Annotated in this window: 16 protein-coding genes and 2 pseudogenes; 9 read left to right on the plus strand and 9 right to left on the minus strand. The window is 72.8% G+C overall.

The features are described 5' to 3' along the window. Positions 1–521: 521 nt before the first annotated feature. Positions 522–1,011: pseudogene (locus ACF1BH_RS17875) on the minus strand (AraC family transcriptional regulator). Here ACF1BH_RS17875 and ACF1BH_RS17880 point away from each other — a divergent pair. Both ACF1BH_RS17880 and recQ read left to right on the plus strand, forming a co-directional pair. Beyond that, positions 976–1,086: pseudogene (locus ACF1BH_RS17880) on the plus strand (DUF2000 family protein); the annotation flags it as partial. The pseudogenes ACF1BH_RS17875 and ACF1BH_RS17880 overlap by 36 nt on opposite strands. 171 nt (positions 1,087–1,257) lie before the next feature. After that, entirely contained in the window at positions 1,258–3,303 is a 2,046-nt protein-coding gene (gene recQ, locus ACF1BH_RS17885) for a DNA helicase RecQ (RefSeq protein WP_391643654.1), read from the plus strand. A 100-nt stretch (positions 3,304–3,403) separates the two neighbouring features. Here recQ and ACF1BH_RS17890 read toward each other — a convergent pair whose 3' ends face one another. Beyond that, on the minus strand, positions 3,404–4,735 hold the full coding sequence (locus tag ACF1BH_RS17890) for a sensor histidine kinase (protein WP_391643425.1): 1,332 nt from the start codon (positions 4,733–4,735) through the stop codon (positions 3,404–3,406). Between the two features lie 127 nt (positions 4,736–4,862). Beyond that, positions 4,863–5,768 carry a hypothetical protein gene (locus tag ACF1BH_RS17895; RefSeq protein WP_391643426.1) on the minus strand — a complete coding sequence of 302 codons (906 nt, stop codon included), beginning with the start codon at positions 5,766–5,768 and terminating at the stop codon, positions 4,863–4,865. Between the two features lie 438 nt (positions 5,769–6,206). Between ACF1BH_RS17895 and ACF1BH_RS17900 the strand changes: the two genes are divergently transcribed. Then, on the plus strand, positions 6,207–6,518 hold the full coding sequence (locus tag ACF1BH_RS17900) for a hypothetical protein (RefSeq protein ID WP_391643427.1): 312 nt from the start codon (positions 6,207–6,209) through the stop codon (positions 6,516–6,518). Between the two features lie 252 nt (positions 6,519–6,770). On the opposite strand, the gene ACF1BH_RS17905 is transcribed toward ACF1BH_RS17900, so the two are convergent. Both ACF1BH_RS17905 and ACF1BH_RS17910 read right to left on the minus strand, forming a co-directional pair. Continuing rightward, positions 6,771–8,462 (minus strand): hypothetical protein, encoded by a 1,692-nt coding sequence (locus tag ACF1BH_RS17905; protein WP_391643428.1) that lies wholly within the window; start codon positions 8,460–8,462, stop codon positions 6,771–6,773. A 259-nt stretch (positions 8,463–8,721) separates the two neighbouring features. Continuing rightward, on the minus strand, positions 8,722–11,622 hold the full coding sequence (locus ACF1BH_RS17910; RefSeq protein WP_391643429.1) for a D-alanyl-D-alanine carboxypeptidase: 2,901 nt from the start codon (positions 11,620–11,622) through the stop codon (positions 8,722–8,724). A gap of 237 nt (positions 11,623–11,859) precedes the next feature. Here ACF1BH_RS17910 and ACF1BH_RS17915 point away from each other — a divergent pair, with 237 nt between their 5' ends. From ACF1BH_RS17915 to ACF1BH_RS17930, 4 genes are all read left to right on the plus strand, one after another. Continuing rightward, positions 11,860–12,627, plus strand: coding sequence for a GPP34 family phosphoprotein (locus ACF1BH_RS17915; RefSeq protein ID WP_391643430.1), 768 nt, complete (start codon positions 11,860–11,862; stop codon positions 12,625–12,627). 307 nt (positions 12,628–12,934) lie between these two features. After that, positions 12,935–13,801, plus strand: coding sequence for a helix-turn-helix domain-containing protein (locus ACF1BH_RS17920; protein WP_391643431.1), 867 nt, complete (start codon positions 12,935–12,937; stop codon positions 13,799–13,801). Between the two features lie 266 nt (positions 13,802–14,067). Further along, entirely contained in the window at positions 14,068–14,268 is a 201-nt protein-coding gene (locus ACF1BH_RS17925; RefSeq protein ID WP_391643432.1) for a DUF397 domain-containing protein, read from the plus strand. 510 nt (positions 14,269–14,778) lie between these two features. Then, entirely contained in the window at positions 14,779–16,347 is a 1,569-nt protein-coding gene (locus ACF1BH_RS17930; RefSeq protein ID WP_391643433.1) for a sodium:solute symporter family protein, read from the plus strand. Between the two features lie 70 nt (positions 16,348–16,417). Here the strand turns inward: ACF1BH_RS17930 and ACF1BH_RS17935 are convergent, their stop codons facing one another. After that, positions 16,418–17,548 (minus strand): ADP-ribosylglycohydrolase family protein, encoded by a 1,131-nt coding sequence (locus tag ACF1BH_RS17935; RefSeq protein ID WP_391643434.1) that lies wholly within the window; start codon positions 17,546–17,548, stop codon positions 16,418–16,420. A 299-nt stretch (positions 17,549–17,847) separates the two neighbouring features. Here ACF1BH_RS17935 and ACF1BH_RS17940 point away from each other — a divergent pair, with 299 nt between their 5' ends. Further along, positions 17,848–18,111, plus strand: a complete 264-nt coding sequence (locus tag ACF1BH_RS17940) for a hypothetical protein (RefSeq protein ID WP_391643435.1) — start codon at positions 17,848–17,850, stop codon at positions 18,109–18,111. 79 nt (positions 18,112–18,190) lie between these two features. On the opposite strand, the gene ACF1BH_RS17945 is transcribed toward ACF1BH_RS17940, so the two are convergent. The 3 genes from ACF1BH_RS17945 to ACF1BH_RS17955 form a co-directional block, all read right to left on the minus strand. After that, positions 18,191–20,851, minus strand: coding sequence for a bifunctional FO biosynthesis protein CofGH (locus tag ACF1BH_RS17945; protein WP_391643436.1), 2,661 nt, complete (start codon positions 20,849–20,851; stop codon positions 18,191–18,193). Positions 20,852–20,890: 39 nt separating this feature from the next. Next, complete coding sequence (locus tag ACF1BH_RS17950) at positions 20,891–21,295, minus strand: VOC family protein (RefSeq protein ID WP_391643437.1); 405 nt, start codon at positions 21,293–21,295, stop codon at positions 20,891–20,893. A gap of 218 nt (positions 21,296–21,513) precedes the next feature. Then, on the minus strand, positions 21,514–22,338 hold the full coding sequence (locus ACF1BH_RS17955; RefSeq protein ID WP_391643438.1) for a TIGR03619 family F420-dependent LLM class oxidoreductase: 825 nt from the start codon (positions 22,336–22,338) through the stop codon (positions 21,514–21,516). A 210-nt stretch (positions 22,339–22,548) separates the two neighbouring features. On the opposite strand from ACF1BH_RS17955, the gene ACF1BH_RS17960 reads away from it, so the two are divergent. Beyond that, positions 22,549–24,111, plus strand: coding sequence for a CehA/McbA family metallohydrolase (locus ACF1BH_RS17960; protein WP_391643439.1), 1,563 nt, complete (start codon positions 22,549–22,551; stop codon positions 24,109–24,111). Positions 24,112–24,206 lie beyond the last annotated feature (95 nt).

A 24,206-nucleotide genomic window follows, 5' to 3' on the forward strand; every position in this document is an offset into this window, starting at 1 on the left:
TGCCCCAAGCTCACCACAGCCTCCGAACGCCGCTCCGCCAGCCGTGATCTCCTGTACCTAGGATCAGCGGTTACGGGACAGTCCTTAGAGAAGCACGTGCGTGGGGTGTCTGCAGAACGGATCCAGCACATATGAGGACGGGAAACCCCGCGAACACTCGAGAACTACAGAGAGGGTTTTCCCCAGGCCAGGCGCGTTGGAGGCAATGTTCGCGCAGGTCGTAGCCCCGCCCAGGGAAAACTCCTAAAGCGGGTGTCGCAGGTTCGAATCCTGCCGGGGGCACTGACTGCGTAGCAGGTCAGAGCACATGCGAAGGCCCCTCGTTCATTTGGACGGGGGGCTTTGTTCTGTCCGGAGTCCGCATGGGGTCCACATTCCCGAATGGTCGAGAGGAATGGCGCCGCATCGGTTCTCCCCTCGGCAGCTCCCAAGAGTCGGCCGTGGCGGTTCTGATGCATCTGCCTGCATGCGTGCCGCCGTGAGTTCGTCATCCGCGGATGACGGCGCGGTCGCGTTCGTCCTCATGTTCCTGTGCGGGGCGCCCCCGTTGACAGCCCATGGGCGAAGCGGCCCGGGGTGACGCCCAGGAACCGTGTGAAGTGGCGGGTCAGATGCGGCTGGTCACAGAAGCCGCTCGCGGTCGCCGTCTCCGCCTGGGGCAGTCCGTCGAGGAGCAGACGGCGGGCGCGGTCGACGCGGCGGGCCGTCAGCTGGCGGTGCGGGGCGAGGCGACTCTCGGCCTCCAGTTCGTCGCCCGGGGCCGCCAGGGCCGTGTGCAGTTGGCCGACGCGGCTCCGCGGCAGGGGGTCGGCGAGGTCCGGGCCGTCCACCGCGGGGGCCGATGAAGCCCTCGTCCAGCTGGGCCAGGTCCAGGTGGAGGATGCGCTTGCGGAAGCCGCGTGCGGTGGCGGATGAGCCGTTGTGCGGGACGTGGGTCGGGAGCAGGGAGACCGTGTCGTGCGGGGTGCCGTGTGCGCGGCGGTCCGGGCCGCACCGGCGGATCTGCTGGATGTGGTGGGGCTGGCCGTGTACGGGCCGCGCAACGCGGTGGACAAGGTGGTCAAGGGGGCGCGGATGCATCCGTGACCCCGCCTGAGCTGCGCGGATGTCCGTCCGGCCCGCGTGCGCCCCTGCAGAGCCGTGGGCCGGGTGGCGTGCACGGAGCGGAGTTGTCCACAGGCTCGGCGTGGTCGGGTGGATTCCTCGTACGCTTCAGGCATGGGTGAGGTCGACGTGGCAGGAAGCGCAGGCAGCGAGATGGTGGGTGAGCCGGATGTGGGCGAAGCGGTGCAGGTGCTGCGCCGGGTGTTCGGTTACGACGCCTTCCGCGGTAGTCAGCAGGAGATCATCGAGCATGTGATCGGCGGCGGAGACGCCGTCGTGCTGATGCCGACGGGTGGCGGCAAGTCGCTGTGCTACCAGATCCCGGCGCTGGTGCGGCCGGGCGTCGGCATCGTGATCTCACCGCTGATCGCGTTGATGCAGGACCAGGTCGACGCGTTGCGGGCGCTGGGTGTGCGGGCCGGGTTCCTCAATTCCACGCAGGACGTCGAGGAGCGGCGGCTGGTGGAGGCGGAGTTCCTCGCCGGGGAGCTGGATCTGCTGTATCTCGCGCCGGAGCGGCTGCGCGTCGAGCAGACGCTGAGCCTGCTGGACCGCGGCAAGATCTCCCTCTTCGCGATCGACGAGGCGCACTGTGTCGCCCAGTGGGGCCACGACTTCCGGCCCGACTATCTGGCGCTGTCCATGCTGCACGAGCGGTGGCCGGAGGTTCCGCGGATCGCGCTGACCGCGACGGCCACCGAGGCGACGCACACCGAGATCACCTCGCGGCTGTCGATGGGCGAGGCCCGGCACTTCGTGGCGAGCTTCGACCGGCCCAACATCCAGTACCGCATCGCGCCGAAGAACGAGCCGAAGCGCCAGCTGCTGGAGTTGCTGCGCACCGAGCATGCCGGGGACGCCGGCATCGTCTACTGCCTCTCCCGCGCCTCGGTGGAGAAGACCGCCCAGTTCCTGGCGGAGAACGGCGTCGCCGCGGTGCCGTACCACGCGGGGCTGGACCCCCGGACGCGCGCCGCGCACCAGTCGCGCTTCCTGCGGGAGGACGGCCTGGTCGTCGTCGCCACCATCGCGTTCGGCATGGGCATCGACAAGCCGGACGTACGGTTCGTGGCCCATCTGGATCTGCCGAAGTCGGTGGAGGGCTACTACCAGGAGACGGGCCGCGCCGGGCGCGACGGCCAGCCTTCGACGGCGTGGCTGGCGTACGGGCTGCAGGACGTGGTGCAGCAGCGGAAGATGATCGACGGTTCGGAGGGCGACGACGCACACCGGCGGCGGCTGTCGGCGCATCTGGACGCGATGCTCGCGCTGTGCGAGACGGTGCAGTGCCGCCGGGTGCGGCTGCTGGCCTACTTCGGTCAGGAGAGCACGGCGTGCGGCAACTGCGACACGTGTCTGGCGCCGCCGCAGACCTGGGACGGCACCGTACCGGCGCAGAAGCTGCTGTCGACGATCGTGCGGCTGAAGCGGGAGCGGGGGCAGAAGTTCGGCGCCGGCCAGATCATCGACATCTTGCTGGGCCGCAAGACCGCGAAGGTCGTCCAGTTCGACCACGACGCGCTGAGTGTCTTCGGCATCGGCACCGATCTGCGCGACGTCGAATGGCGGGGCGTGGTACGGCAGTTGCTGGCGCAGGGGCTGCTCGCCGTCGAGGGTGATTACGGCACGCTGGTGCTGACCGAGGCGAGCGGCGAGGTGCTGCGGGGCGGTCGCGAGGTGCCGATGCGGCGGGAGCCGGAGAAGACGGCGCGCGCGGCGAAGGCGAAGTCGTCGAAGGGGAAGCGGGCACCGGTCGATCTGCCGGAGGCGGCACTTCCGGTCTTCGAGGCGCTGCGCGCCTGGCGCGGCAGCACGGCGAAGGAGCAGGGTGTCCCGGCGTATGTGATCTTCCACGACGCGACGCTGCGGGAGATCGCCGTCGCCCGCCCGGCCACCACCGCCGAGCTGGGCACGGTCAACGGCGTGGGCGAGAACAAGCTGGCGAAGTACGGCGCGCAGATTCTGGAGGTGCTCGCGGGCGGCGCCGGTACGGGTGCGGGTGCGGGTGCGGGGGACGCCGCGGCTGCTGCCGGGCGGCCCGTCGGCGCGGCGGCGCGGACTGCGGCGGCGCCCGCCTCGCCCGCCTCCCGGCGCGCGGGCGGCCCGGGCCACTTCGACGGGCCGGCCGGGGCGGACCTGCCCGAGCCTCCGCCGGAGGACTGGGACGCGCCGGAGCCGCCGGAGGACATCGACTGGTGACGGCAAGGGGTGCGGGCGGCGCCTGATTCCCAGGCGCCGGGAGGGGAACGGCCCGGCTTCCGGGTCGCCCCGCCCTCCGCCCGGCAAGGGAAAGCGCAGATCAGGGGGTGTGATCGTGTTCGGGGGACGTCGAGGGAAGGCGCAGGGTCGCGCGGGCGCCACCGTCGGAGGCTTGGGAGAAGCGGACGTCGATGCCGAGGACCGCGGCCTGGCCGACGGCGATGGTCAGGCCCAGACCGTGACCGCGCCCACGGCCCGGCGCATCGGTGCGGAAGCGCCGCGGGCCGTGGCGCAGCAGATCGTCCGGGTAGCCCGGGCCGTGATCGCGTACCTCGATCGTCGGCGCGCCGGGTGGGGCCGCGTCGACGGTGACCACGACGGGCGGGCGACCGTGACGGTGCGCGTTGAGGACGAGGTTGGTGAGGATGCGGTCCAGGCGCCGCCGGTCCGTTTCCACGACACCGGAGGACACGATCCGGACCTCCGTGTCGAGCCCGGTGGCGTGCACACAGCGTTCGACGAGCGTGCCCAGATCGTAGGAGCCGAGATCGGCGTGTTCGGCGCCGGAGTCGAGGCGGGAGATCTCCAGCAGATCCTCGGTGAGCCGGTGCAGCGCCCGCAGCCGGTCGTTGATCATTTCCTTGGGACGGCCCTCCGGGAGAAGAGCGGCCGAGGCCAGAATGCCCGTCAGCGGGGTACGCAGTTCGTGCGCGACATCGGCGGTGAAGCGCTGCTCGGCCTGGAGCCGGCTCTGCAGCGAACCGGCCACCGAATCCAGCGCCGCGGCGACCGCCGCCACCTCGTCGCCGCCGGACGCGCCGTCCCTGGCGGACGCGTCCGGCCCGTCGCCCGGTGGTGCGCCGACCCGGGCGTCGAGGTCGCCCGCGGTGATCCGGCGGGCGACGGCCGCGGTCCTCGTCAGCCGGCGGCTGATGCGGTGCGCGAGGAACAGTCCGGCGAGTGCCACCGCCGTCGCGGCCAGCACCGCCGACCCGAGGATGGCCGTGTCGAACTTCTCCAGGGACCGGCTGGTGTTCCCGTACGGCGACCACACGGCCATGATCTGATCGCCCGCGGGCGCCGCCGCCCACATGACGGGATGCCCGTGATACGTACCGACCATGCTGCCCTGCCGGCCACTGCGGACCAGCCGGCGTAGAGGGTCGGGGAGTTGGGGTGGGTCCAGGACGGAGTTGATGCCCTCGCGGGAGGTGCCGTACTCGAAGAGGTCCAGGGCGATGTCGAGATCCGCGCGCGTCTCCTTGCGTACCTGGCCGACGGTCTGACGGGCCACCGCGTTGTGCACCAGCACACCGAGGACCGCGGCGACGGCGCAACACACGGCGGTCACCGTCAAGGCGATCTTCCACCGCAGGGAGACCGCCGCACGGCGCACCGCCCGACGCCCCAACGCGACCAGCCGACCCGGCACGCCGCGCGGGGTGGCACGAGGGTGGGGTGAGGGGCGGGGAGGGGTGGGGGCGGGAGGGGAGGGGGGAGGCCCCCCGAGGCTCCCACGCCGCCGCCCCGGCCACCTCATCGCCACCCTCCCCTCGGGCTCATCGCCGCGCTCCACGCGGCGAGGGCGCGGCATCGGCCTCGGCGACGGGTGCGACCGCGGGACCGGCGGCAGGCGAGGCAACAGCAGCCGCGGGCGAGGCAGCAGCGACGGGCGAGGCAGCGGCCTCGACGATGGGCGCGGCATCGGCCTCCGCGCCAGCCGCAACAGCGGCCTCGCCCGCAGGCCCGCCCTCACCCCGGCCTCCCGCAGACCGCGCCCCCGCAGACGGTGACTCCGCAGACGGTGCCCCCGCCCCCGGTGCCCCGGCAGGCGGCACCGGGGGGATCGGTTCCGGTGTGCCGCTGCGGGCGGGTTGGGGTTTGCGGGCGTCGTCGAGGGTGAGGTCCCAGAGCGTCATCCGGTCCTTGTCCCAGAGGTAGTCGGTGACGCTGACGTAGCGGGGGTCCTTGGTGGGTTCGCGGACGACGAGGTGCCCGGCGGCCAGTTCGACGCCGGCCAGTACGCCGCGCAGGGCCAGTACGCGGGTGACGACCTGGTGCCTGACGCTGTAGACACGCAGGTCGCTGGTGCGGTCGTCGAGGTCCACGGCCATGATCAGTTCGGGTTTGCCGTCATCGGTGAGGTCGTGGAGGACCGGGCGGCGCACGGAGCCCGGTGCCGGTGGCTTCCGCCCGTCGGCGGCCAGGTCGGCGTCGAGGACGGTGCGCGGGTCGGCGTCGGCGATGTTGCCGCTCGGGATGCGCGGGATGTGCGGTACGGGTTCGAGCGCGACGGGGTTGTCGCTCCGGCTCGGCGGAGCGGGTGAGTGGTCGGTCCACAGCGCGAACGGCGCCTTCACCTCTCTGGCCCGTCCGTCGTTCTGCAGCCCCTCGAACCCCGCGCACCCCGCGACGAGCGCGAGCGGGAGCAGTGCGGCGAGCGGCGCCAGGGCCCGTGGACGCATCCGGTCACCGCCTTCCCTGAGCGGCGGGCGCCACAGGGCAGGAGCACGGGCCCGCGGGCTCCGGCAGCACCGCACGCATGAATCGGTACATACGGAGCCAAGTTACCCAAGATGGTGTGGGGGCGGACGGTTCAGGTGGGCCATTCCGTGACGGGAACGTGCGCAGAGATCGCGTGACTGTTACACGACGTACGGTTTCCCGTGAAACAAGCTCCGTAGCGTAGGGCCCGCGGAATCGGTCCGGGGCCGGTCCCGGAGACGGTCGTGTGAACGGTGGAGATCCGTCTCCGGGTCGGTCTCGGGGCGGTCGAGAGCGCACGGGCCGGGCGCGCCGCATCGCCGCCGCCCCGACCGCGCCCATCCGATCCGTCCCGTCCGACCCACCCGGTCGGCCCGGTCCACCCGATCCGCCCGATCCGTCTCGACGAGGAGTGCCCGATGTCCGACCAGCGTCGCTCTGTGTTCCGCACCGTTGCCGTCGCGTCCGGTGCGCTCGTCGCGCTGCTGCTGCCCGCCGGTGCGGCCGTCGCCGCCGATACGACCGGGCCGGTGGTCGGCGACCGTACGGCGATCATGCTGCCGGACAACGGGCTGGCCGGGCTGGCGGAGAAGGTCGGCCATCTGCCGACGGCGCTCCTCGTCGCCGGGCTCGGCGCGCTGGTGGCGTTCGGCATGGTGGGCCTGGCGATGCGCCGGCGCCGCCAGGACTCCGCGCTGGGCGGCGCCACGGCGAACCGCCACGGCATGTGACGGGCTGACAGCCCGACCGGCCGTCACCCCCGCGGGCTGACCGGCCACCCGCACCGGCCACCCGCACCGCACCCCACGGCCGACCGCCGCCCCCACTGCTCAACCGACCACTCCCCGCTACGGGCAGCCGGGCACCGAAGCACCGAAGCACCGAAGCACCAACAAGGGTCGGACATCCCCGGCCCGGCACCCCGCCCCCTTCCGCGCGCCCAGTCACCGCCCCTCCCCGCCCAGCCCCGAAACCAAGGCGCCCTACCGCCGCACGGGCGCCGTGCACCCCGCCTCGCCCCGTGCGTAGAGCGCCACCCGGCCACCGTGCACCGGCCGGCTCCGGCAGAGGACGAACGCCTCCCGGAGCGTGGTGCGCTTGGCGATCTCCTCGTCGCTGGAGTCGTCCGGCTGGCCGGGTCCGTCGCCCACGACCACGATGCGGCCGGTCGGGGTGGTGAGCATCCGGTCGCGGATGGCATCGCCGGAGCGCTCGGTGCCGTAGAGGGTGCGGGAGGCGACCGGATCGCGGCGCAGGGCGAGATCGTGCAGGTCACGGTAGGCGTCGGGGTGGGCGGCGACCCAGATGCGGCGGCGGGCCGGGGTGAAGAGCAGGCCGTCACCGGGCCCGGCGAGTGCACGTACGGCGTGGGCGACGGCCGTGGCGTCGTCGACCCGGCTGACCGGCATCCGCAGCCGGACGTCCACGGGCAGCAGCGCCACGACGACCAGGACCGGCGCGAGAGCGCGCCGCCGTAGCCGGGTGCCGGTCTGGCCGTCCTCCCCCACCGGGCGCAGCAGCCGGGCCAGCGCGGCGCCGGCCAGCAGCGCGAAACCCGCCATGGAGAAGAGGACGTAGCGGTCGACGTAGGTCGGTTCGGCGGTGGAGAGCAGGAAGAGGAGGAGGGTGGGCAGCAGGAGGAGGGGGAGGCCGAGGGCGCGCAGGCCGATGGGGCCGCGGGAGCGGATGCGGGCGCGGGAGCAGGCGATGCCTGTGGCGGCGAGCACCGCGAAGGTGAGCAGTTGCAGCGGGTCGGGCCACATCAGCCAGCTGAGCTGGTCGGACTGGCGGGTGCTGGCGAGGGCGAGCGGGGCGAGTCCGGCGAGGACGCCGGCGACGGTGAGCGCCCAGGTGCGCAGGGTACGGCGCGGCAGCCGGCCGAGGACGAGCGCGGCACCGTGCACCGGCACCACCAGGACGGCGAACTCGTGCAACAGACACGCCGTCAGCATCAGGGCCGTGTAGCCGCCCCACAGGGCGCGGCACGAGCGGCCGGGCGCCCGCCGGGTGCGGGCCGCGATCCGTACGAGCAGGTAGCAGGCCCAGACGACGAGGGCGCAGACCAGTGCGTACGAGCGGCCTTCCTGGGCGTACTGCTGCACGGGCGGGAGCAGCGCGAACGCGATGCCGGCCCAGCGGCCGGTGCGGGGGCCGACGAGGAGGTTCCCGAGGAGCGCGACGCCGGCGGCGGCCGCGGTCATGGCGGCGAGGGACGGCAGCCGCAGGGCGATGACGTCCTCGCCGAGGGTACGGCCGACGGCGCCGCCGAAGGCCGGGCCGAGGAGTCCGCCGGGCCCGAGGACCGCTTCGTAGGCGGTGAACCAGAGGTGCATCAGCGCGTAGTAGAGGCCGTGCACCACGTCGATGTGGCGGAGGGTGGCCCAGAGCGCTGCGGGGGCGCGGTGCGCCATGTCGTACGTGACGATCTCGTCGCGCCACATCGCCCCGTCGCGGCGCAGCCCCCAGGCGCCGAGCGCGCCCATCAGCACGGCGGGGGCCCACACCACCGTGTGCCGCAGCCGTCCGGCGGGCGGCGCGGGGGGCTGTGCCGGGGGTGCGGGGGCCGGTTCGGTTCGGGTGGCGTCGATGGCGGGCTCCGGTCGCGTGCGGTGCGGACGGGGCGGGCGGTGACCCGGGCCCGCCGGGGGGTGCTCCCCGGAGAGGGGCGGTCTCATGCTCGCCCCCGGGGAGCGCCCGGCGCCTCACCCCTTACGGGCCGGGCCGCCGCTCCCCTCGGACGGCGGGACGGCTTCGCTCCCCCGGCGTGCGGCCCTTACGGGTCGGACGCGCTGTCCGCGAGGACGGGTGGGGACGGGGAGGTTCCCCCGTACGGAGCCGCCCGGACCGGAGGTGCCGGGACGGCGAAGGCCCCGTACGGGGTGAGGACCGGTTCCTGTACGGGACGGGCGGGCTCACCCCCTACGGGGCCGGGGTTCAGCCGATACGGGTCAGCTTGGCGCCGAAGGAGGGCTCGGTCAGGTCCTCGGCGAGGGCGACGGGCACCTGCTGGGTGCTGTCGCCGCTGCCGACGGTCAGCACGCCGACCTCCGTCCCGGCCTTGGCGGTGTGCGGCACGGTCTTACCGCCGTTGCTGATCGAGAAGGCGGCCTTCAGACCGGGCCAGCCCACCGCGGTGAGGTCCTTGGTGGCGACGACGGGCGTCTCGCCCCCGAGACCGTCGTCGATGTAGCCGACGACCTGCCCCTTCTTGACGACGGTGTCGGTCACCAGCGCCTCCCGGGCGGCCTTGATCACCTTCCCGCTGTTCTCGAGCGCCAGCGCGAGGTGGGCGTTGGGGTCGGTGCTGTTGGCGCGCTGGTCCATCGTGACGCCGAGCAGCAGCTGGTCCTTGCCGCCGACGGTGCGGTACGCGGCCCACATGAAGGCGCCGCCCGCGGGGGTGCTGGAGCCGGTCTTGATGCCGCGGACGACGTACGGCATCGTCGTGAGCAGGCTGTTGTTGTTGAACAGCCGCTCCGGCAGCCCGTCGATCTGGACGTTCTCGGTGGCGACGACGGCGCGGAAGGCACCGTTCTTCATCACCTCACGGGCGAGCTTCAGCTGGTCGACGGCGGTGCTCACCGTCGTCTTCGCCAGGCCGCTGGGGTCGGTGTACGTCGTGTTCGTCATGCCGAGCTTGCCGGCGGTGGCGTTCATCTTCTTCACGAACGCCTCCTCGCTCCCGGCGTCCCACCGCGCCAGCTGGCGGGCGGCGTTGTTGCCGGAAGGGATCATCAGCATCTGGAGCATCTGCGTCTGGTTGAACCGCTGCCCCTCCTTCAGCGGCACGCGCGACTCGTCCTTGTTCTTCGAGTCGGCCGCCGCCTTGGCGTCGATGGTGATGGTGGCGCCCTTCTCGCCCTTCTTCAGCGGGTGGTCGTTCAGGATGACGTAGGCGGTCATGACCTTGGCGACGCTCGCGGTCGGCACCGGCTTCTGCGGCCCCGACGTGCCGAGGCTGCCGACGCCGACGACCTCCGCCGCGGACTGCCCCTGGCCGGGCCACGGCATGGCGAGCTCGCCGCCCTTGAAGGTGAACGCGGTCGACTCGCCGACGGCCGGCGTCGGCTCCGGCAGCGTACGCAGCGACTGGACGACCACGAAGATGATCGCCAGCAGGATGACCAGCGGCGTCCAGATCTTGAACCGCCGGACGACGGTACGCAGCGTGGTCTCGGGCGGCGGCGGGGTGTTGGTGAGCTGCGCGAGCAGGTCGAGCGGCGGCAGCGGCTCCTGCCGGGTCCGCTCACTCTCGGGCAGCGGCTGCGGCCCGGCAGCGGCCGCGGCCTCACCGGGCTTGCCGGACACGGGCTTGCCGGACGTGGACCCGCCGGCTGCGGACTTCCCCGTTCCGGGCTTGCCGGACGCCGGGCCCGTCGCGGCACCCGCCGTCGCACCGGCGTCCTTCTCCCCCGCCTTGGCGGCCGTCTTCCCGAGGGACCGCCCGGCGGCACCGGTGTCGTCCGACTTCAGCGCGACGAACTGGCTGGTCCGCTCGGCGTCCCGCTCGGCAGCGGCGGGCTTGCCGGTGCTTTTGTCCGTGCTCTTGCCGGCGCTCTTGCCGGCGCTCTTGCCGGCGCTCTTGTCACCGGGCTTGGGCTCGTCCGCGGAAGCCTTGGCGTCCTTGGAAGCCTGCCCGCCCTTGGCGTCCTTGGCGTCCTTGGCGGACGGGGAACCGGACGGCGGGGCGATACGGAAGGCGGTGGTCGGCGGGTCGACCAGATCGGCGTCCGCACCGCCCTTCTCGTCGGCGTCGGCCTTGCCGGCGTTCTCGCTGCCGTTCTCGTCCTCGCTGCCGTTCTCGTCCTTGCCCTTGTCCGCGGCCTCGGGCTCGGACTTGCTCTTGGGCTCGGCCCCGGGGGCCGTCTTCTCCGTCGGCTTCCGCTTGCCCTCGGACTTCGCGATGGTGAAGACGCGGGTGGCGTCGTCGACGGGCTCCTCGTCCGTGCCGGACTTCTTGCCCTTGGTCGTGAAGACGGCCGTCGGCCGGTCCACGTCGTCGTCCTCGTCCGGTGCGGCGCCGCCGTCCGTCACGGAGGCATCGCCGTCCCCGGCGCCGGAGGCCGGCTTGTCGCCCTTGGGGGCCGTCTTCTCGGCATCGGACGCCTTACGGTCCGCGGCCTTGGCTTCCTCGCCCTTGGAACGCTTTCCGTCGGCCTTGTTCCCGGCGTCGCCGCTCTCGGCCTTCGCTTCCCCGGCGGGCGCGGCGTCGTCCGCGCGCTCGTCACGGGAGCCATCGGCGTCGGACCGCTCACCGGAGTCGTCCCCGGCGTCCGTGCCGGACACCTCGGCGGCCCCCTTCGCCCCTCCCGCGGCGGCGCCTACGGCCTTTGCGGATCTCTTTGCACCCTCGTCGGCAGCGTCGTCGTCACCGTCCGCGGCGACTCCGTCGGAGGTATCGGAGGCAGCGGCATCGTCGGCGCCGTCGGAGGCAGCGGAGTCGCCCGCGCTCTCGGTGTCGTCGTCCTTGCCCGCGACCCAGGCGGCTACAGCGGCCCGCAGCCGCTCGTCGCCGGGGCCGCCGCCGTTCTTGGCGGGCTCGACAGGCTCGGCGACCTCAGAGGCCACATCGGCCTCAGAAGCCCCCTCCGTCGCCTTCTCCGGCTTCTTGGGCACCTCCGTGCCCCCGGACACCTCGGCGGCCCCAGCGGCCCCGCTTCCGGCCTTCTCGGCCTTCGCAGGCTTCTCGGCCTTCGCGGGCTCCGTGGCCCCCGTCGTCGTCTCCGTCGCCTCCGCCGGCTCCCCCCGGAGGACGGCGAGGCGGGGGTCGTTCGCGCCCCGCGCCTTCCCCGACGCCTGCTTCTTGCCCGACTTGTCGGGGGACTCGCCCGCCACCGATGTCTCCTTCGTATGTCGCACTGCCTGGCCCAGTGTTCTCAAGTGTCCTGTGTCCGCTCGGCGCGGACCCCGCCGCCCCACGCCACCTCGTTCCGCCGGGTCCCGTGGAGGCAGCCGTCGACGTGCTAGACGAGAACGACATACCTGCAGGTTCCCTGCCGAACCCCCCACGCACTCTCGACAGATGAATGTGAGAGGGGTCACCCTGTCATGCATCCACGCGGGGAGGCATGGATGGGCAGGAGCCGCAGAACAATTCCGGAGGAGCTTCTGCTGCTGGCTTTGGACCCGGCAACGGGCACCACAGCGCAGCCGCAGTCGCTCGACCTCGGCCTGGCCGGGGCCCAGCTAGTGGAGCTGGCTCTGGCAGGACGGATAGCCCCGGACGGGGATCGTATCGCCGTGGTGATGCCACGGCCGACCGGAGATCCGACTCTGGACTCCGCGCTCGAACTGCTGCGCCGACGCGGCAGTCCGGTGCGCGCGGTCCACTGGATCGGCGGGCCCCGACTGGGGCTTCGCCAGACGTATCTCTCACATCTCGAACGCTGCGGCATGGTCCATGCCGTGGAGGGGCAGATGTGCGGGGTGCTGCCGACGACGCGCTACCAGGCGACGGAGACGGCCATCAGCCGGGAAATCAGGGCCCGGCTCGACACCGCGATCCGCACCGGTGTACCGCCGGACCCGCGGACCGCGGCGCTCGCCGCGCTGGCCCATGCGGTCGGCCTCGGCAAGCACCTCTACCCGGGGAACGAAGGGCGTTCATCACGCTCCCGTCTCCGGGATCTGATCCGGCACGACCCCATGGGCGGTCTGGTCGCACACGCGGTCATGGACGTCCAGAACGGCGCCGCGGCGCAGCCGCGGCGGACACCGGCGGCGGGTCCGGGCCACGGTCCGGCGCGCCAGCCGGCCGGCCGGGGCGCGGCGAACGCGTCCGGAGTGCCGGTTCCCTCACGGCACGGGCACGGCAGCATGGCCCGGGCCGGCGCACGGTGATCGCCGGGGGCGCGCGAGGCGATGTGTGCGCCGTCCGCGCGCTCCCGTAATGCTCCGGGCGGTGCCCCGGTCGGCGTCCCGTACGCCGCCGGGGCACCGCCTCGTTGCAGAACCGTCCCCACGAGCCCGTTCGGGAGCCGCAGTTGACGCGGGGTGGCGGGCCGGCCGTTCCGGACGGACGGCCGGTTCGCCGCCCCGCGCCGTGGCGTGCTCGCCTTCTGTGTGCATTTGACTGCGCGGCGTCCACCCGGGGTGGCACTCTGCTGGCACGGAACAACAGCAGTACGGACCCGGAGGTGCACGTCCCGTGGCGTCCCATGTCAACCCCACCGTCCGACGACGCCGGTTGGGCCAGGAGCTGCGCAGGCTCCGTGAGCTCAAGGGCATGACGGCGGAGGAGGTGGCCGAGCGGCTGCTGGTCTCCCAGTCGAAGATCAGCCGACTGGAGAACGGCCGCCGCAGCATCAGCCAGCGCGACGTCCGTGACCTGTGCGGCGTGTACGAGGTCGACGACCGCCGGATAGTGGAATCCCTGATGCAGATGGCCAAGGACTCCCGGCAGCAGGGCTGGTGGCACGCGTTCGGCGACATCCCGTACAGCGTCTACATCGGGCTGGAGACCGAGGCCGGATCGCTGCGGGTCTACGAATCGCTGGTGGTGCCCGGGCTGCTCCAGACGCCGCGGTACGCCCGGGCGGTGATCCCCGGGGTGCTGCCGGAGCTGCCGCCCGACCAGCTGGAGAAGCGGACGCAGGTGCGGCTGCGGCGCCAGGAGCGGGTGGACGATCCGGAGAATCCGCTGCGGCTGTGGGTGGTGCTCGACGAGAGTGCGCTGCGGCGGGTGGTCGGCGGTCACGAGGTGATGCGGGAGCAGTTGGAGCATCTCGTCGAGATGAGCGCGCTGCCGCATGTGACGGTGCAGGTGCTGCCGTACGACACCGGAGCGCACGCCGGAATGTCCGGCACGTTCTCCATTCTTGAATTCGATGCCACCTCCGATTCGAGCGTGGTCTACATCGAAGGCGTCACGAGCGACCTCTATCTGGAGAAAGCGAACGACGTCAACAAGTACACGATCATGTACGAACATCTTCGGGCACAGGCGCTGAATGCCGACCAGAGCCGGGAATTCATCGCGGACGCCGCCAAGCGTCACGCCGATGCGCTGAGTTGAGATCCGCACCGCGGAATTCCGCCCCGTCCGGGTGACCGCCGCGCGGGGCGGGAGGGGACGGAAGCGCCGGTCGGAGCGGTGCGGGAGCAGGTCCCCGGCGGCGGGATCGGCAAGGTACACCTGCGTCCGGCGCCTTGAAAAGAGATCCAGAAGCACGCCATTCGGACGGGTGAACTGCTCCTGCTGCACGTGATGTTGGCGCGTAGCGTCGGCACGACCGAATCCGCAGCAACTCACAGTAGCCGGAGCGAACAGTGAACAAGGTCATGCAGCCCAATTCCGCGTTCTCCTGGAAGAAGTCGTCGTACTCCGCCAGCGGTGCCTGCGTGGAAATTGCCGTGCCGGCCGTCGAGGCCATCGCGGTGCGCGACTCCAAGGACCCCGAGGGCCCGCGCCTCACCTTCGTCAACTCCGCCTGGAGCACCTTCGTGTCGGATGTCGCCGGCGGCGCCTTCGACCTGGCCTGATCGGCCCGTCAGACCGCCGCGCCCTGCCGCGCGGCTCCGAGCCCTCTCGACCGGATCCCCTGTCCAGGCCGAGGGGGCTCTCCCCTGTCCGGAGCCGGGTGCGGCCGCCCGGGCCGGAGCCGCCCGCCCCGGACTCCGGCGGCTTCGTGCGTGGCGCGTTCCTCCCGGCGGTGCGGTGGGGTGCCGCACGGGATCCCGCTCCCGTGCGGCCGGTCACCGTGCCGCTGGTGCGGACGGTGGATGGCCGTGCTGGTCGGGCCTGCGGAGCCCGGCGAAGTGTCCGCACATCGTGGGGGCGGCGGAGGACGGGGGACAACGCCCCGTCCGGTCAAGAGCGAGCAAAATCGTTCGGCTTGGTGACCGGTGTTCACATCCTTGATTCTTGGGGCCTTGACCGGCCCGCGCGGCGGACGGTTCAATCCCCACGTCCCCGCTCCCGCACGGGGAACCGCCCCACGGAACGTCACGGCGAAGTGGTCCACGTTCATCAGGCGGACCCCTGGAGGGGGCATGAACAGTCTCGACTGGGCCGTACTCATCGGCTATTTCGGTGTGATGGTCGCGATCGGCGTGTGGTCGCACCGGCGGGTCGACGACGTCGGCGACTTCTTCACGGCGGGCGGCCGGATGCCGTGGTGGCTGTCCGGCATCTCGCACCACATGTCCGGCTACAGCGCGGTGATGTTCACCGGCTATGCGGGCATCTCGTACCAGTACGGCATCACGTCGTACGTCACCTGGGCGTTCCCGATCGCGGTGGGGATCGCCATCGGGGCGCGGCTGTTCGCGCCGCGGCTGAACCGGCTGCGGTCGCGGCTGCGGGTGGCATCGCCGCTGGAGTACCTCAAGAGCCGCTACAACCTGCCGACGCAGCAGGCGCTGGCCTGGTCGGGGGTGCTGCTGAAGATCGTGGACGTGGGTGCCAAGTGGGCGGCGATCGCCACGCTGTTGTCGGTGTTCACGGGGATGTCGCTCAACCAGGGCATCCTCATCACCGGGGTCGTCACCGGGATCTACTGCACGGTCGGCGGGTTGTGGGCGGACGCGCTGACGGAGCTGGGGCAGTTCGTCATCCAGTTGCTGGCCGGGGTGGCGATGCTGGTGACGGTGGTGGCGCAGCTCGGTGGTTTCGGGGCGCTGTGGACGGCGTGGGACCGGCTGCCGGCGGGGCACACGGCGCCGACCGCCGGGCCGTACACGCTGACGTTCCTGCTGGCGTACCTCTTCATCAAGACCTTCGAGTACAGCGGCGGGATGTGGAATCAGGCGCAGCGGTACATGGCGACGCGCAGTGCGCGGGAGGCGGTGCGGTCGGCGCGGCTGTCGGCGGCGCTGTGGCTGGTGTGGCCGGCGGTGTTGTTCTTCCCGATGTGGATGGCGCCGCTGCTGGTGCGGGCGGAGAAGCCCGATGCGTCGGACGCGTATGCGCTGCTGACCGAACGGCTGCTGCCGCACGGGCTGTTGGGTCTGGTCGTGGTCGGCTTCTTCTCCCACACGATGGCGATGTGCTCATCGGACGCGAACGCGATCTCGGCGGTCGTCACACGGGACATCGCCCCGGCGCTGCCGAGGGTCGGCGAACGGGTGCGGGGCTGGTCGCACCGGACGGGGCTGCTGGCGGCGCGGCTGTCGACGGTGGCGTTCCTGGCGCTGTCGATGGCCATCGCGACGCAGGTCAACTCGTCGGCGTTCAAGGACATCATCACCGTGGTCATCAAGTGGGTGGCCGGTCTGGTCGGGCCGATCTCGATCCCGTTCCTGCTGGGCATGGTGCGGCGGTGCCGCAGGTCCGGGCCGACGGCGGCGCTGGTGTCGTGGGCGGCGGGGCTGTTCGCGTTCTGGCTGACGAACTACGGGATCGACGGGGTGCAGCTGCAGATCCAGATCGTGGCGCCGGTGGCCACCTCGCTGGTGCTGTTCCTGCTGATCGGGCTGGTCAGGCCGGAGGACACTCCGGAGCGGGACGCGGTCCTGGAGCGGATCAACGGCGACGGGGACGGCGACGACGGGTTCGGTCCGGCCCGGCGGCTCCCCGGGCAGCGGGCGGACGGGGCGGCGGGGCGCGCGGGGAGGGCGTGAAGGGGACGGGCGCGCGCCGGGGCGTGGCCCGGCGCGGGGGCCGCCCCGGTGGCCGCTCCCCCGGCGCGCGTCAGGCCCGCGGGTACCGGGCGAGCCACCCCGGGGCGGAGCCGGCGGGGCCGTGGAGGGCCGGGCCCTGGGTCATCTCCAGGGCGAAGTCGTCGGCGAGTTGGAGGATGGTGTCGCGGCCCTCCAGCTCGACCAGCCAGACCGGGGGCAGTGCGGTCTCGCCGTGCAGGGTGCCGAGGAGGTTGCCGCAGACGGCGCCGGTGGAGTCGCTGTCGCCGCCGTGGTTGACGGCGAGCAGCAGACCGTGGCGGACGTCCTCGGCGACCAGCGCGCAGTAGACGCCTATGGACAGCGCTTCCTCGGCCGTCCAGCCCTCGCCGAGCGACTCGACCCGGGCGGGCGTCGGCATGCCCTGCCGTACGGCGCCGAGCGCGCGCTTGAGGGCTTCGGTGGTCTCCTCGTGGCCGGGGCGGGTCGCGAGGTGGGCGAGGGCCTTCTGCACGGCGCTGTCGAGGTCGTCGCCGCGGGCCAGGGCGTGGCTGATGACGGCGAAGGCGCCGGCCGCGAGGTAGCCGGTGGGGTGGCCGTGGGTCTGGGCGGCGCATTCGACGGCGAGCTGGAAGACGAGCTGCGGCTCCCAGCCGACCAGCAGGCCGAACGGCGCGGAGCGCATCACGGCGCCGCACCCCTTGGAGTCGGGGTTCTTCGGCTTGTCCAGGGTGCCCATGGTGGCGTCGCCGAGGCCGGTGAGGCAGGCGCGGCCCGGTGCGCGGCGGGAGTACAGCCACTCCTCGCGGGCCAGCCAGCCGTCGTCCGCCTTGCGTTCGTCCGGGCCCCAGTCGTGCTGGGTGGCGGCCCAGCGCAGGTAGGCGCGGTGCACATCGGTGGGCGGGTGCCAGGCGCCGGTGTCGCGGCGGACCTGGGCGCGGATCAGGCCGTCGACGGTGAACAGCGTCATCTGGGTGTCGTCGGTGACCGCGCCGCGGCGTCCGAAGGCGGGGACGAAGTCGGTGACGCCCTCCTGGCCGTGGGCCTCGCGGATGGCGTCCAGGGAGTCGAATTCGATGCCGGCGCCGAGCGCGTCGCCGATGGCGCCGCCGAGCAGGCAGCCGCGGACCCGGCTGCGGAAGTCCTGCTGTTCGGCACGGCCCCAGATGGCGGTGGTGCCGGTGCCGCCTGCCGCTGCGCTCACTGTGCCCTCCCGAAGCCCTCCACGCCCGTCGGCCCCGTACGGACCCCCTGGCGCAGCACTGTAATCGACCGTGATTGATCGGTTAAGGACAGGAACGGAATGCGACAAGACGCACATCTGGCGGCTTTTGAACGGTCCGCTCCCGATCGGTGCGCGTCCGCCCGAGACCTCCGTACCGGCCGGCCACAGCGGGCCGACGGCCGGGTGAATGCGCAGGTGGGAGCGGGGCTGCGGGACCACGGGCAGGTTCAGGCGGGAGTTCGAAGATGGTGGCGGGCCGGGGTGGGCATGCTCACCGCATGTCCGAGTACGAGTGGGACCGCACCACGATGGCCGTCGTCGCCACCGCGCTCTCCGGCGACAGCGACGGCGCGGTGGAACTTCTCCGGCCGCTTCCGCACCGCGATGTCTGCCATGTCGCGGTCCGGCTGGCGGCCATGGCCGCGGACGCGCTGATCACCGCCGCCCAGGACTCCGGCGGTGACCGTGCGCAGGCGCTCGCGCAGTGGCAGCAGTGCATCCTCCAGCACGAGACGGAGTACGACGGGGGCGCGCCGCCCTAGGACGGCCGGGGCGGGCTCCCCGGAGCCCGGCGGGGGCGCCCGCATCGCGCCGGGCGCCCCCTCCGTACCGTCGTCCGTCTCAGTCGAGGACGGGCAGCAGCTCCGGCAGATGGCCGTCCGAGGCGTGCGCGGCGCGCTGCCGCTCCTCGGACACCGGGCCGTACGTGGTGGTGCGGGCGCGGGCCGGGCGGCCCGCGGCGTCGGCGATGGCCAGCAGGTCCTGGATGGAGCGGTAGGAACCGTAACTGGAGCCCGCCATCCGGGAGATGGTCTCCTCCATGAGGGTGCCGCCCAGGTCGTTGGCGCCGGAGCGGAGCATCTCGGCGGCGCCCTCCGTACCGAGCTTGACCCAGCTGGTCTGGATGTTGGTGATGTACGGGTGGAGCAGCAGCCGCGCCATGGCCGTCACCGCGCGGTTGTCGCGGGTGGTGGGGCCGGGGCGGGAGATGCCCGCGAGGTAGACCGGGGCGTTGGTGTGGATGAACGGCAGGGTGACGAACTCCGTGAAGCCCTCGACGCCCTTCTCCCGCGCCGACTTCTGGATGTCGGCGAGCAGCCGCAGATGGCCCAGCCAGTGCCGCGGCTGGTCGACATGGCCGTACATCATCGTCGACGAGGAGCGGATGCCCAGCTCATGGGCGGTCTTGATGACCTCGACCCAGGTGGCGGTGGGCAGCTTGCCCTTGGTGAGGACCCAGCGGACCTCGTCGTCGAGGATCTCCGCGGCGGTGCCGGGGATGGTGTCGAGCCCGGCGGCCTTCGCCTCGGCCAGCCAGTCCCGGATGGACAGGCCGGTGCGGGTGGCGCCGTTGACGACCTCCATGGGCGAGAAGGCGTGGACGTGCATCCCCGGGACGCGTTCCTTCACGGCGCGCGCGATGTCGAAGTACGCCGTGCCGGGCAGGTCGGGGTGGATACCGCCCTGCATGCACACCTCGACCGCGCCGACGTCCCACGCCTGCTGGGCGCGGTCGGCGACCTGCTCCAGGGAGAGGGTGTAGGCGTCGGCGTCGGTGCGGCGCTGCGCGAAGGCGCAGAACCGGCAGCCGGTGTAGCAGACGTTGGTGAAGTTGATGTTCCTGGTGACGATGTACGTGACGTCGTCGCCGACGGTGTCACGGCGCAGCTCGTCGGCGATCGTGCACAGGGCGTCGAGGGCCGGGCCGTCGGCGTGCAGCAGGGCCAGCGCCTGCGCGTCGGTGAGCCGCGTCGGGTCGTCGGCCGCCTGCTTCAGGGCGTCGCGGACGTCGGCGTCGAGACGGGAGGGCACCATCCCGGGGGCGGCGGCCTCGCGGAGCGCCTCCCAGTCGCCGTAGACGTTGTCGAAGTCGTCGCGGCGGTCGCCGGTGCGGCCCTCGGTGTCGATGGTGCGGTGCAGGTCGGTGCGGCCGGAGGGGGCGAGCGAGAAGCCCTCGTCGGGCTCCTGCCAGGGGCGGCCCTCCAGGACGGCGTCGGTGCGGGCCAGGCCCGTCTCCGGGTCCGCCAGCGCGCGGACGTGCGGGAGCAGCCGCGGGTCGAGCCAGGGTTCGCCGCGCTGGAGGAACTCCGGGTAGATGGTGAGGCGTTCGCGGAGCGTGAAGCCGGCGCCGGCGGTCTTCTCGGCCAGCTCGTCGATGTGCGGCCAGGGGCGCTCGGGGTTGACATGGTCCGGCGTCAGCGGGGAGACGCCGCCCCAGTCGTCGATGCCCGCGCCGATCAGCAGGGCGTACTCGGCGTCGACGAGGTTCGGCGGCGCCTGGACGCGGGCCGACGGGCCGAGCAGCAGGCGGGTGACGGCGATGGCGGCGGCCAGCTCCTCCAGCTCCGCGTCGGGCATACCGCGCATCGCGGTGTCCGGCTTGGCGCGGAAGTTCTGGACGATGACTTCCTGGATGCCGTGGTAGGCCCGGGCCGTCTTGCGCAGCTGGAAGATCGAGTCGGCGCGCTCCTCGTACGTCTCGCCGATGCCGATGAGGATGCCGGTGGTGAAGGGGACGTTGGACCGCCCGGCGTCCTCCAGGACGCGCAGCCGCACGGCGGGGTCCTTGTCGGGCGAGCCGTGGTGGGGGCCGCCCGGCTCGCTCCACAGACGCGTCGCGGTGGTCTCCAGCATCATGCCCATGGACGGCGCGACGGGCTTGAGCCGCGCGAGGTCCGTCCACGACAGCACACCGGGGTTGAGGTGCGGCAGCAGCCCCGTCTCCTCCAGGACGCGGATCGCCATGGCCCGCACATAGGCGAGGGTGTCGTCGTAGCCGTGGGCGTCGAGCCATTCGCGGGCCTCGGGCCAGCGGTCCTCGGGGCGGTCGCCCAGCGTGAACAGCGCTTCCTTGCAGCCCATTTCGGCGCCGCGGCGCGCGATGTCCAGCACCTCGTCGGGCGAGAGGAACATGCTCTTGCCCTCCCGGCGCAGCTTGCCGGGGACGGTGACGAAGGTGCAGTAGTGGCACTTGTCGCGGCACAGGCGGGTGAGCGGGATGAACACCTTGCGGGAGTACGTGATGACGCCGGGGCGCCCCGCGGCCTCCAGGCCGGCGTCCCGCACCCGGGCCGCGCTCGCGCACAGGTCCTTGAGATCATCGCCGCGGAGCTGGAGGAGCACCGCGGCCTCGCCGGCATCCAGCGCGACGCCGTCACGGGCCCGTCGCAAGGCACGGCGTACGGCGTTCGCGGCGGGCGGGGCGGAGGGCTCCGTACCGCCCGCCGACGGCGCGTGTGATCGGTGTGATCCCTGGTCAGGTACCTGCGCGCTGGAAGTCATCCTCCGAGCATACGAGCGCACACCGACACCGGACCAAGATCACTGCAAACCCGCGAGCAGAGCCTCCGAGTACTTACGCGTTATGAACTCCATGGCGTGCCCGTCGGGGTCGTCGATGTACACGCCGCGGCCGCCGTCGTGGTGGTTGATGGCCTGTGGGCCGGTATGGCGGGGAGCTGCCCAATAGGGAAGGTTCCTGTCCTTTATCCGGCCGAAGATCTCGTCGAACTCGTCCTCCGTCACCAGGAACGCGTAGTGCGTCGGGACGAACTTCCCGTCGGGTGCGACATGTTCCGCGAAGTCGAGGACGACGCCGTTGTCGAGGGTGACGGCGGCGAACGGGCCGTACGCGCGGGGCTCGGGGGCGCCGAGCAGCTCCGCGAGGAAACGGGCGGAGGCGAACCGGTCGGTGCTGTGGACGATCGTGTGGTCGAGCTGCGGCATGGTCATCTCCTAGGGGCCGCGGACTACCGGGCGGGGCCACCTCCCGCACGGGACGGCCCTCGTGCCCGCCCGTACGGAAACACCCCGTGTCTCCGACGGTACGCCCGGCCCCACGGCCGCGGATCGGTCCGCGGTCGGGGCTCATGGGGCGGGTGGGTCGGACGGTGGTCCTAGGACGCCCGCGGGGGGGCGTGGCCCGGTGGTGGCGCCCCGGCGCCTCAGAGGTACTGCGCGTAGTCGTCGAGGGTCCGCAGCACCTCCGGCTCGGCGGCGGGCGGCAGTTGCAGCACCACCTCACCGATACCGAGGTCCCGGTAGTGGGCCAGCTTGCCGGGCGTGGGGCGGACCGCGTACGGCACCACGGCGGGCTCACCGGTGCGCCCCGCGGCCGTCCACGCCGTACGCAGCGCGGGCAGCGCCTCGCCGAGACCGTGGCCGCCGATGGGCAGCCAGCCGTCGGCACAGCCAGTGAGATCGGCGAAGAACCGGGGCCCCGCGGCGCCGCCGAGCAGGACGCGGGGCGCGCCACCGGCCGGTTTGGGGTGGGCGAACGAAGCGCGCACGGAGCCGAACGGACCCTCGTACGCCGTGGGTTCCGGCGCCCACAGGGCCCGCATCAGCGCCATCCGGTCGCGTACCAGGTCCCGGCGGGTGGACCAGCGCACCCCGTGGTCGGCGGCCTCCTCGACGTTCCAGCCGAAACCGACGCCGAGGGTGAACCGGCCGCCGGAGAGGAAATCGAGCGTGGCGACCCGCTTCGCCAGGTCGATGGGGTCGTGCTGGGCGACGAGCGTGATGCCGGTGCCCAACCGCAGCTCCTCGGTGACGGCGGCCGCCTGACCGAGCGCGACGAACGGGTCGAGGCAGCGGCCGTACTCACCGGGCAGCGGCTCCCCCATGGGCGCGGGGGTCTCCCGGGCCACCGGGATGTGGGTGTGCTCCGGAAGGTAGAGGCCGTGGAAGCCACGCTGCTCCAGCTCTCCGGCCAGGCGGTCGGGCCGGATCGTCTCGTCGGTAAGGAAGATCGTGGTCGCGATCCGCATCCGCGCGCACCTCCGTGTGAACCGTGTCGGTCAGCGCATGGTGCCTCACCGTCCACGGGTTATCCACAGCCCTTTCCCGCCGTGTCACACCCGCGTAGAACAGTTGTCACACGGCGCCACACACGCCGTGACGGCGGCGCGGTCCGGGCCCGGCGACGGGCTTGCGCGCGGGTCGGCGCAGAGACATCGGAGCGACATCAGGGGGCGAGGATGGAACGGCGCGAGGTACTCAAACTCTCCGCGGCCACGGGCACGGCCGGGGCCCTGGCCCTCGGGCCCGTACGCTTCGCCGCCGCGGCACCGGCGTCCGGCGACGACAGCGACGGTGACAGCGCCGCGCTGACCCGGACGGTCGGCGGTCATCTGCCGCCCGGCACACCGGACCACGTGTACGTACCGGTCGAGGTCCCGCCCGGCGTCCGGGAGATCAGCGTGGCCTACCGCTACGACCGGCCCGACGTCCCCGACGGCACCACCGGCAACGCCTGCGACATCGGCATCTTCGACGAACGCGGCACCGCCCCCGGCGGCCCGGGCTTCCGCGGCTGGTCCGGCGGCGCCCGCAGCACGTTCTTCCTCCGCGCCGACGACGCCACCCCCGGCTACCTCCCCGGCCCCGTACACCCCGGCACCTGGCACATCGCGCTCGCCCCGTACACCCTCGCGCCACAGGGCCTGACCTACGAGATCACCGTGACGCTCCGCCCCGGCGCCCCCGGGCGCACCCCGCCGCCGGTGTACCCGCCCGAGCGCGCCCGGGGCCGCGGCCGCGCCTGGTACCGCGGGGACGGCCACCTCCACTCCGTCCACTCCGACGGGCGGCGCACCCCCGCCGAGATCGCCGCGCTGGCCCGCGCCGCGCGCCTCGACTTCCTCAACACCTCCGAGCACAACACCACCTCCTCGCACCGCGCATGGGACGGCCTGTGGGGCGACGACCTGCTGATCCTCACCGGCGAGGAGATCACCACCCGCAACGGCCACCTCGTGGCGCTCGGCACCGACCCCGGAACATTCCTCGACTGGCGGCGCCGCGCCCGCGACACCTCCCCCGGCGCCTACGCACGCGCCGTCCACCGAGCCGGGGGACTGGCCATCCCCGCGCACCCCTACGCCTCGTGCATCGGCTGCTCCTGGAGGTTCGGCCTCGACGGTGCCGACGCGGTGGAGGTGTGGAACGGCCCGTACACCGCCGAGGACGAGACCGCCCTCGCCGCCTGGGACACCGCCCTGGTGGCACACGCCCGGGGCGACCGCCCCCGGTGGCTGCCCGCCGTCGGACACAGCGACGCGCACCGCGACCCCGACGTCATCGGCCTGCCCCAGACCGTCGTCCTCGCCGACGACCTGTCCCGCCACGCCCTCCAGGACGGCATACGGGCGGGCCGCGTATGGATCGCCGAATCCGCCGGCATCGACCTGTCCTTCGACGTCAGCGGCCCCCACGGCGAACACGCCGGCATCGGCGAACGGCTGCTGCTGCACGGCGGCGCAGCCGCCACCGTCCGCCTCACCGTCTCCGGGGCGCCCGGCTGCACCGCCTCCTTCCACACGGACCAGGGCAAGCTCCACAGCGCCCCGATACCGCCCGGCGGCCGGGCCACCGTCACATGGGTCACCAGCTCGGCACGGGCCGCGTACGTGCGCGCGGAGGTGCGGTATCCGCCCGAGACCCCCGGCACACCCGGTCGGATGGCGGCGCTCACCAATCCGGTGTTCCTGGAGGTGAGGGCTGCGGGAGGGGGTGATGCGGGGCAGCGGCGGGAGGGGTGACGGGGGTTGGGGGCGGCGCGGGGTGAGGGGGCCGCGCGGGGGGGCAGTCGATGCTGCCGAAGGGCGGGGCGGGTGGGGTGGGCGGGAGGGGGGAG

Origin of the sequence: Streptomyces sp. NPDC014733 (genome assembly GCF_043083385.1) — a bacterium.
GTDB lineage: Bacteria > Actinomycetota > Actinomycetes > Streptomycetales > Streptomycetaceae > Streptomyces.